Annotated in this window: 1 protein-coding gene and 1 pseudogene; both read right to left on the reverse strand. The window is 38.5% G+C overall.

Annotated features, from left to right (window positions below; translation table 11 throughout):
* Positions 1-6212 (reverse strand): annotated as a pseudogene (locus tag Z053_RS0126970) (hypothetical protein); the annotation flags it as partial.
* Positions 6213-6260: 48 nt separating this feature from the next.
* Positions 6261-9224 carry a PorP/SprF family type IX secretion system membrane protein gene (locus Z053_RS30585; protein ID WP_025668093.1) on the reverse strand — a complete coding sequence of 988 codons (2964 nt, stop codon included), beginning with the start codon at positions 9222-9224 and terminating at the stop codon, positions 6261-6263.
* Between the last annotated feature and the right edge of the window lie 38 nt (positions 9225-9262).

The following is a 9262-nucleotide window of genomic DNA, read 5'->3' on the forward strand; positions in this document are numbered from 1 at the left end:
CTTAAAAAATTTAAGGTGAGAAGACTGCTAGGCTGTGTTATCGTAAAAGGTGCTGCATCTGTACAAGGTATAGGTGCTCCACCAGTTTCAATCGCTCTAATAAAATAATTACCTTCGCTTAAACCAGATGCGGTTCCACTAAGAAGAGGTGCAGTTAGAGTTCCTGATATACCTGTAGTAAGACCAGTGTCAGCATTAAACACCTCCCAATCTACAGTCGTCGCTCCTGCTGGAGTTGTAACCGTAAAATCTATAAATCCATTAGCACCTCCAAAACAATCTACAGGATCATTATTAGTAATTGCTATATCAAACCCTGGAGGATCAACAGGAGTTACTGCTTCAAAATATTTACATCCTGTAGAAGTATCTATAATTTCAAATACATAAGGTACTCCATAATCCAGACCCGTAAATTCGTGTCTTGTCTCATTACCAAAACCATTTGGTAACGGAGTAAGCACTCCGTTTAGCATTCCATTTAGAGGTTCATAAGGTGGTATTGCCGAACCTGTTGCTCTAAATTCATTAATTAGATATGGTCCTTCTCCTCCCGAAACTTCTATCTGATATCTAGCTCCTGTAGAACAATCCGCTGGTGCCGGAGTTACATCAAAATCTAAATCAAACGGTGGTTGTGTTACCACAAATGGGCCAACTCTATTACTACATCCATCAGATGCTATAATATCTACAAGATAAGAGTCTGGATCCAAATTATCAAAAGTAGGGCCTGTACCTACTGCTAAAGTAACAGGGTTTGTTGTTGTTCTTGTATTTTGTGTTAAATCACTATTTAATAATACGTACGTATAATCTGTTACCCCTGCAGAACCTCCCGTGGCAGGATTTAAAACAATAGTTCCCGTTGTAGTTGTAGAACAATCTATATTAGTAATAGAATCTACAGTAGCTGTTATCTGAGGGGATTCCGTAACAATTGCCTGAACTGTACCTAGACACTGCTTAGCATCTCTAATCTCAAAATCATAAGTCCCAGCAGCCAAACCTGTAAAAGTAAGGTTTGTTGTAAATGCTCCTGCAACTGGTGATGTTATTCTTGCCTCAAATGGGCCAACTCCAGCTGTTGGGTTTATAACCACAACACCACTCGAATCTCCATTACAAACTACATTGGTAATTGTAGTTGTCGCTGTAGGTACAACCGTAGGATTAACAATAATCTCTGAAGATGTAGCTACACAACCCAATCCATCTGTAACTCGAACCTCATACGTGTTCGCAGCATTTATTGAAACAGGAGAAGTAACCCCTGCAAGAAAAACAGTGCCTGGACCTACCTCAATAACATCAAAAGTATACGTACCATCACCACCCGTAGCTGTAAATGAAATCGTAGCATCAGGAGTCGCTGAACAATCTAAATCTTTATCCAAATTCGCAGTAATGGTCAACTCTGGATTAATATCAAAATTAATCGAAGTAGATGTACAATTACTCGCTGTATTACTTACCGTAACACTATGTGTTCCTGGAGTAAGATTAGGAATCTCAAAAGTATTCGCTGGAGCTGGACCCGGTAAAAAGACCACAGCAACCGGAGCACCACCATCTAAACTATAGGTAAATGGACCTAAAGGAACCGGAATACTCGGAGTAATCGTAATCCATTGTGTCGCTTGATTCGTCGTATCATAACACGCATCACCCCCTACTGCTGTCGCAATAGTAGGTGGAGTAAGTTGATCTACAGTAACAGGATTGGTAACCTCACATGCCGCAGCAGTATTACCATCACGTACTGCAACTATATAATTTCCCGCAGCTAAACCACTAAAAGTATCTCCATTCTGATATGCCGTAATAACGACTCCTCCAGAATCTCGTAATTCATATTGATAACCACCTCGACCACCAGTAGCATTTGCCGTTATAATACCTGAAGTAACTCCACAATTGGAATCTACAACAGTAGTCGTAAAACTTAAAACAGCAGGATCAGTAATCGTAATCGGTGGAGTAAGCGTTGCACTACAATTAGTAGTATTATCGGTAACTACAACAGTATAAGTACCTGCTCCAAGATTAGGTACTGAAGTTGGAGTCGTATTAATAGGACCCCCGGTAATAGGAGTAGCAACAGGAATGGTTCCTCCTGTAACAACATAACTATAGGTCGTAGAAGTTAAATCTATACCCGTAACATCAAATGATATAGATGCATCTGTATCTGTAGCACAGGTAGGCTCTGCAGTAATATTAGCAGAAACTGCTATAGGATCTACAGCGTCTATCGTATAATTCTCTGAATAAATACAGCCATCTGTAGTAGTTCTTGCCTCAAAAGTATAAGTGTCTCCTGCTGGTAAAGTATAAACCGTAGTAGCACTAAAAGCTGTAACACTTGCCGCAGGGGCAGTAATTCGATATTCAAAACTAGCAGCCCCATTAGTACCTGTAGCACTAACAGTAATATCTGAAGTAAGAGCAGGACATTGAGGTTGAGTCTGAGAAAAGGTAAGATCAGTTACCTCCTGAAGTGGATCTATTGTACGCTGACCCAAATTAACAGGACATGCAGCAGTACTCGTATCTCGAATATATATAGTATAAGTACCATCTGTTAATCCCGTGAATATTCCTGTAGTATTACTGAAATCAACTCCATCAATACTATATTCATAACTACCATTACCTCCAGAAGCACCAGAAATCGTAATCTGAGCTAATTGTGGTGTCGTACTAGAACCCGAAGCATCACAACGATATTCTGTAACTGCAATGTTAGTAACTGTAATTAAAGTTGGCGCTGTAAAAGTTATGTTAGTAATTTCAAAATCACATCCAAATCCATCTTGAACAATAACTGTATGCGTTGTTAATGGATCTACATTATTAAATGTTTCTGAAGTATTAACTGTTGGCCCAATGGTTACTTCTGTTGCTGTTCCTTGATCTAAAATATAAGTAAACGGTGAACCTGACCCCGCAGTAACAGCAACTTGAATAGAGCCATTATCTGTTGGGCAAACAGGGTCAATTGGTGTAGCAGTTGCTGTAATTGCCGTATAAGGGCTTACATCGACACTACCAGCTGCTATAGTACAACTATTATCAAGGTCATTAACAAATACTGGGTAATTACCCGCAGCAGTTGCCCTAAATTGATAAGTCGTTCCTGTTATTGGTGCTAATGCAGTGCCCAAGAAATCTGCCTGGTTATTAAATGCAAAATTACCCGAACCTCCTGTTACTGTAACCTCATAAATTGCTATTTCAGGATCATCATCAAATGGTAATGCGGTAGGATCATAGTCTGGATGCAACGGGTCATTAAGGTTAGGGTTAGGTTGATACCCTGGATTACAATGTAAATCTTCAACAAGTCTTATTGTAGCCGAAAATGCGGCAGGATCGTTTATGGTTATTGTAAAAGGTTCTGAACAACTACCATCAGCAGATAATACCTGCACGTTATAAGTATCAGGATTAAGCCCCGTAAATGTATGATTAGGAACCGTAGTAGGCCCTTCTGTGTCATTAAAAGCTGTTGTTGTGCTATTAATGATATATGTATAATTAATTTGAGAATCTGTTACTGTTATTTCAATCTGCCCTTGGTCGCCTGGACATGTAGGAGAGGTTGGAGTAACGGTCTCTGTAGCGTCTAATTCGTCTAAAAAGATAGTTTCTTGAAAAACACAAGCTGTAGGTAAACCTCCTACCTGACGAACATTTACAGTATATGTTCCTACTTCTGTTAATCCTGTAAATTCTGCCGAAGCCTGATATCCAATTACTGTATTTGTTATAGGTGTAATTAATTGGTATTCGTATTGAAGAGAAGAATTTTGAACTCGTATTGTTCCTGGCGTACCACAAATAATTTGTCGTATAACTGCAAGATCAGGGTCAAAATTATTCTGGAATACATTAAAGTAAAAAGGTATAGTACAATTGCTATCAAAAGTAGCATTAACTCTATATTCTCCTGCTTGTGAAATTGTAAAACTATTAATATCTGTACTTAAAGTTTGCCAATCCCCATCACATCCAGAATCTGTAGTAGGACAATTAGGATCTCTTGGTACTGCAGGACAATCCATAGGATCTAATCGCTGCCATTCAACTGTAGTTCCAACAGGAAAACCTAATGTGTTTCCTGGAGTTGGAATAGTTAATGTAGTCCCTGCTCCACATAAAAAGATCTCTGGTAGTGGATCTCCCGTGATTGGACAGGTACGAACATTACCATTTACATTAGGATTAGATCCTAAGTTATTTGCAATATCTACAACCGGATTTACAACGGTATTAAAGGCGTCAACATTAAAAGTTTGTTGAGCATCCTGGCAACCAGGAGCACCGGTTTCGGTTACAATATAGGTTCCTGCGGCTGTAACTACTAAATCTCTATTAGTACCAATAACAACTCCAGGGCTACTTGCATTTACCCATTCATAAGAAGAAAAGCCTGCACCTGCTGTAAGTGTTAAAGATCCTGTACATATAAAAGCTGGTTGAGCCGTAGTAAAACAAATACCATCATTAATCAAAACATTAGAGGAACCTACAATATCAGATCCACATGCATCTTGGTCCAAAATACTTTGCCCAGGTCGTGTAATACCAGATTCAACTCCTGTATAAGTTGAAATTGCTACATTATTAATTTGATTAGAACAGGCATCTCGCAGATCTGCACAGGTGGCTACTACGCTAACTCCAAAACGAACAGTGTGAACTCCTCCATTACGAACAACTAGTGGATCTGCTATGGTAATATCTATCTGTCGATTTGTACCATTGGGAGTGGCAACTATACCTGGGTTACTGGTCGTTATACTTCCTAGTGTAAAATCTACATTATCAGGAAGCACGTCCCTAATACTTGCTGTCGTAATATCTTCATTTCCTTGATTCTCTATAGTAAGCTCATAAAACAATTGATCCGCAAAATTTACAGGATCTCCTGTAATATCTATACCATTATTATCTAACACTCTTTTGGTAACTGTAAGCTCTGGTTCGATAACTTCTACCTGAAAAGAGTTAAAAAACACACTATAGGCATCACCCGTAGAAGTCGTAAAAAAAGTAGCTGAAGCTGTACTGCCCGCAGGAGTATTCGGTATAACAGAATTACCAGGGTTAGGGATATCAAAAATATCTGCATCAAACCCTAAAGTATTACGTGAATGTGGTTCCCGAATAGGTGGATCACCAGGAATAGGTGCTACCGCAGCATTTCCATAACTCCCATCTACAGATATCGAACTATCAAAAAAGTTGCCATTAGGGTTAGCAGGAGTAGTGAAAATGTTTTGTCTTACACCATCAGGTCTTTGAATCTGAAATATATCACCAGTAAATGGTCTATCTCCTTCTAGCGTTGCAATAGAATATCGTGCACGTACTGGTAACGGTGCTGGTAGTGTCTGGAAACCTGTATAAGTAAAGTTCTTTAAACATCCCGGATCAGCAGGGTTACAAGGTTGATTATTTAAATATCCTTGTCTAGTACTTATAAATTTTGCAGACAAGGTAGGATCTTCATAGGCAACCACAAGTACCCATCCTCCTGCTATACCGTTGGCATTAAATCCAGAAAAACCTGTAGAGGCACGCATATCTGCAACTGTATAGGTTCCGTTAGCATTTGCTAAACCTTGTATTAGTGTAGTAACATCTGCATAACACACATACGGAATATCTATTACTGCAGCATTACTAGGATTAGTAGCAGTATTACGATATCCATCATAAATCACCTGTGTTTGAGCAGGCAGAATAGTAACGTATCCACCACCACCAGGTGGTCTAATTTTTATAGTTCTAAAATCAGGTCTATTATCTGGAAAAGGCAAACCCGTGTACTGAACAAAACGAGTATCGGCCGGATTCATTTGAGTAAAATATGAGGCTGACCAATATAATCCAGCATATGCAATCCTTTCACAACCCGATGTTAATTGAAGATCTGCACTACTAGAACTAAATGTCGATGGATCACCATCTATATCAATATATCCAAAAGTTTTTGCATTGTTTGAAGCGTTTCCATTATAATCATCATTGGGAGTAAAACCACTTTGATTTAGTCCAACAATAGCATTACCAATTATTTTAAGCTCTCCGTTAATTCTTAACGTACTGTTAGGTACCTCGGTAAAGGGGACCTGAGCAGATATTTGTTGTATGCCTATCATTAAAAAAACCAAAACGATAGCAGATTTCAGTCTAAGTTTCATAAGCCGTGGGGTGTTTGGGTATTTAGTCATCATAATCTCTTTCTTACATTATTGAATTTTCAATATATAAAGATCTCCATCATACGAGTTATTTACGTTAGAGAATAAGCTTTGTTTAGCTTCTTCAAGATTGTCATGTCTCTTTAAGTATACGTATATATAGTTGTCTTTTGGGTTCCTGAAATATTGAGGCTCTAATCCTTGAGCTCTTAGCTTCGCCATTCCTCTTTCAAAATAATTTTCTCTTTTGAAAATATTCGTAATCAGATAATATCCATTTTCAATATTATGTCCTCCGATGTACGATAAACTCTCTGTTAATACTGTATCATCCTTAACCGTATCTTTGATAAGTCGAGTTTCTTGTAATAGCTTTTTATAGGATTCTACTCTACTCTTAGCAATGTGTAATATCCACATATCACCAAAGTATCTATTATCAATATTATTTAAATACTTTTCTATCGCCTCATCCTTGTTTGTATAGCTTTCTATAGCTACATACTGGAATTGATTTTCTGGATTAAGTATTATTTTAGAATCATTAAATCCTAAATCTTTTAATGTACCTGAGAATTTATCAGCATATGTTCCTCCCTTAAATACATTACCGATTAAGTAATATCCTTCTGGGTATCCCGGTATAAATTTGGTTGCAATTTGAGCCTCAGGTCTTGTTGTTTCAGCAAATTTTACAAATCTATTTCTAGCTGTCAACCTTTTAGAACTAGCTGGATCAGCTTCTTTTTTAGCCTCATCTGCATCATCATTCATACTAACAAGTGATTCTAAAAGCTTGCTAAATTCACGTTTATCTACATTTAAGCTGGTCGTTAGTAATGAGTCTCGACGAGCAAATATCTTACTTGTGATTCGACTACTATTATCTAGTTCTTTCTTAATCTCATCTAATCCCTCTTCATTTGCAGTTGCTGCTGCTTTTGCCGCTTCATCTGCTAATCTCTTCTCTTCTGCTAAACGAGCCGCTTCTGCAGCTGCTTCTGCTGCTTCATCTGCTAATCTCTTCTCCTCAGCTAAACGAGCCGCCTCTGCCGCTGCTTCATCTGCTAATCTCTTCTCCTCGGCTAAACGAGCCGCCTCTGCTGCTGCCTCATCTGCCAATCTCTTCTCTTCTGCTAAACGAGCTGCTTCTGCTGCCTCGTCTGCTAATCTCTTCTCCTCGGCTAAACGAGCTGCTTCTGCCGCTGCCTCATCTGCCAATCTCTTCTCTTCTGCTAAACGAGCTGCCTCTGCTGCTGCCTCGTCTGCTAATCTCTTCTCCTCGGCTAAACGAGCTACCTCTGCTGCTTCATCTGCTATCTTTTGCTCAGCAACCTCACGTTCTAACTGTTTTTGAGCAGCTAGACGTTCTTCTTCTATTTTTTGCTCTGCAACCTCACGTTCTAACTGTTTTTGAGCAGCCAAACGCTCTTCTTCTGCTTTCTGTTCTGCTTCCTCACGTTCCAGTTCTTTTTGAGCAGCTAAGCGTTCTTGTTCTGCCGCCTCGGCTTCACGAGCTGCTTCTTCTGCAGCGATTCTTTCTTCTGCTGCCTTTTGTTCTGCTACTTCACGCTCTATTTGTCTTTGAGCAGCCAAACGCTCTTCTTCTGCTTTCTGTTCTGCTTCCTCACGCTCTATTCGTCTTTGAGCAGCTAAACGCTCTTCTTCTGCTTTCTGTTCTGCTTCCTCACGCTCTATTCGTCTTTGAGCAGCCAAACGCTCTTCTTCTGCATTCTGTTCTGCTTCCTCACGCTCTACTCGTCTTTGAGCAGCCAAACGCTCTTCTTCTGCTTTTTTGTTTAATAACTTTACTTCTTCTGCTCGTTGTAATTCTAACTCTCTAGCTGCCTTGGCTTCTTTCTCCCTAGCTTCTGCTATTGATTTTTCGAGCTCACTCATTGCCTTTTGTTCCTGGCTTCGAGAGTCTCCTTGTTCTTCTTGTAATTCTCTTATTAGTTTATTTTGTTCAAGAATTTCCTTCTTAAGTCTTCTAATTTCAGAATCTCTTTCTTCATATGCTTTTTGAGTACTTGATTTTGATCTACTTCCTCTTCTTCTTCTTGGTCTTTCTTTTTCAAAATTATATGCTAAACCTACTTCGTGACTTGCTCCAAAATTACTGGTATCTCCAAATCCTGTTTCGTAGGTATATCCAACCGAAATATTAGATGTAATATTACCTCCAATACCTAATGAAGCTCCGTAAAAACTATTATACCCTGCTTGAGCCCAACCTAGTGCTGGTAATTCAACAATAACATTACCTCCATATCTAAGATTTGAATCTGCGCCCGAGTCGGGTAACATATTAGCATATGCCATTCCTCGTATTATCTTGTCTGATCTTCTTTCTAAGCTTGTAGTATACATAACATGACCAGTAAAAGCCATATTATCTGTCAATAGCTCACTACCCGTTAGATTATAAGCCACAAGATTTGATACAGAAACCCCAACATCAAATTCTGCATAATTAAAGTTAACACCAGGAGTTAATTGAAAAACTGAGCTATTCTCATAGTTAAGAATAACCGGGTCACTTACTTCTACTCCGTTATTTAAAACAATACTTGTTGCTGAATCAATGTTGGACTTAATTCCGCTTTGCGAAAAGCCGAGATTTAAACCAAAAGTGAAGTTCATATCTCTATTTAATTCGATGTTATATGCAAAGTTCGCTATACCACCAAAATACCTATAAATACCTTCGTTTTGTTGATGCAAACCAATAGAAACACCTATTTTTTCGTCAAAATTTGATGTATAGTTAATTAAATATGTCTGAGGATTATCATTAAATGAAGCCCATTGCGTTTTATTATAAACATTAATAGACTTTTTGTTTTCGCGAACCAAAGAAAAGGTAGGGTTAAAATAAAAACGGTTATATTTTACTAAGGTATGAGTAGGAATATCCGTAGGAAGAATACCATAAGTAGTGGTATTTTCATCCTGTCCCCTAAGAAGGTTAAAGGATATACATATGATTATTAATAGTAATTTTCTGGCCATAAAATTATCTCATTACCGTTATCGAACCTTTTCTGACT

Origin of the sequence: Aquimarina megaterium XH134 (assembly GCF_000520975.1) — a bacterium.
Classification (GTDB): Bacteria; Bacteroidota; Bacteroidia; order Flavobacteriales; family Flavobacteriaceae; genus Aquimarina; species Aquimarina megaterium.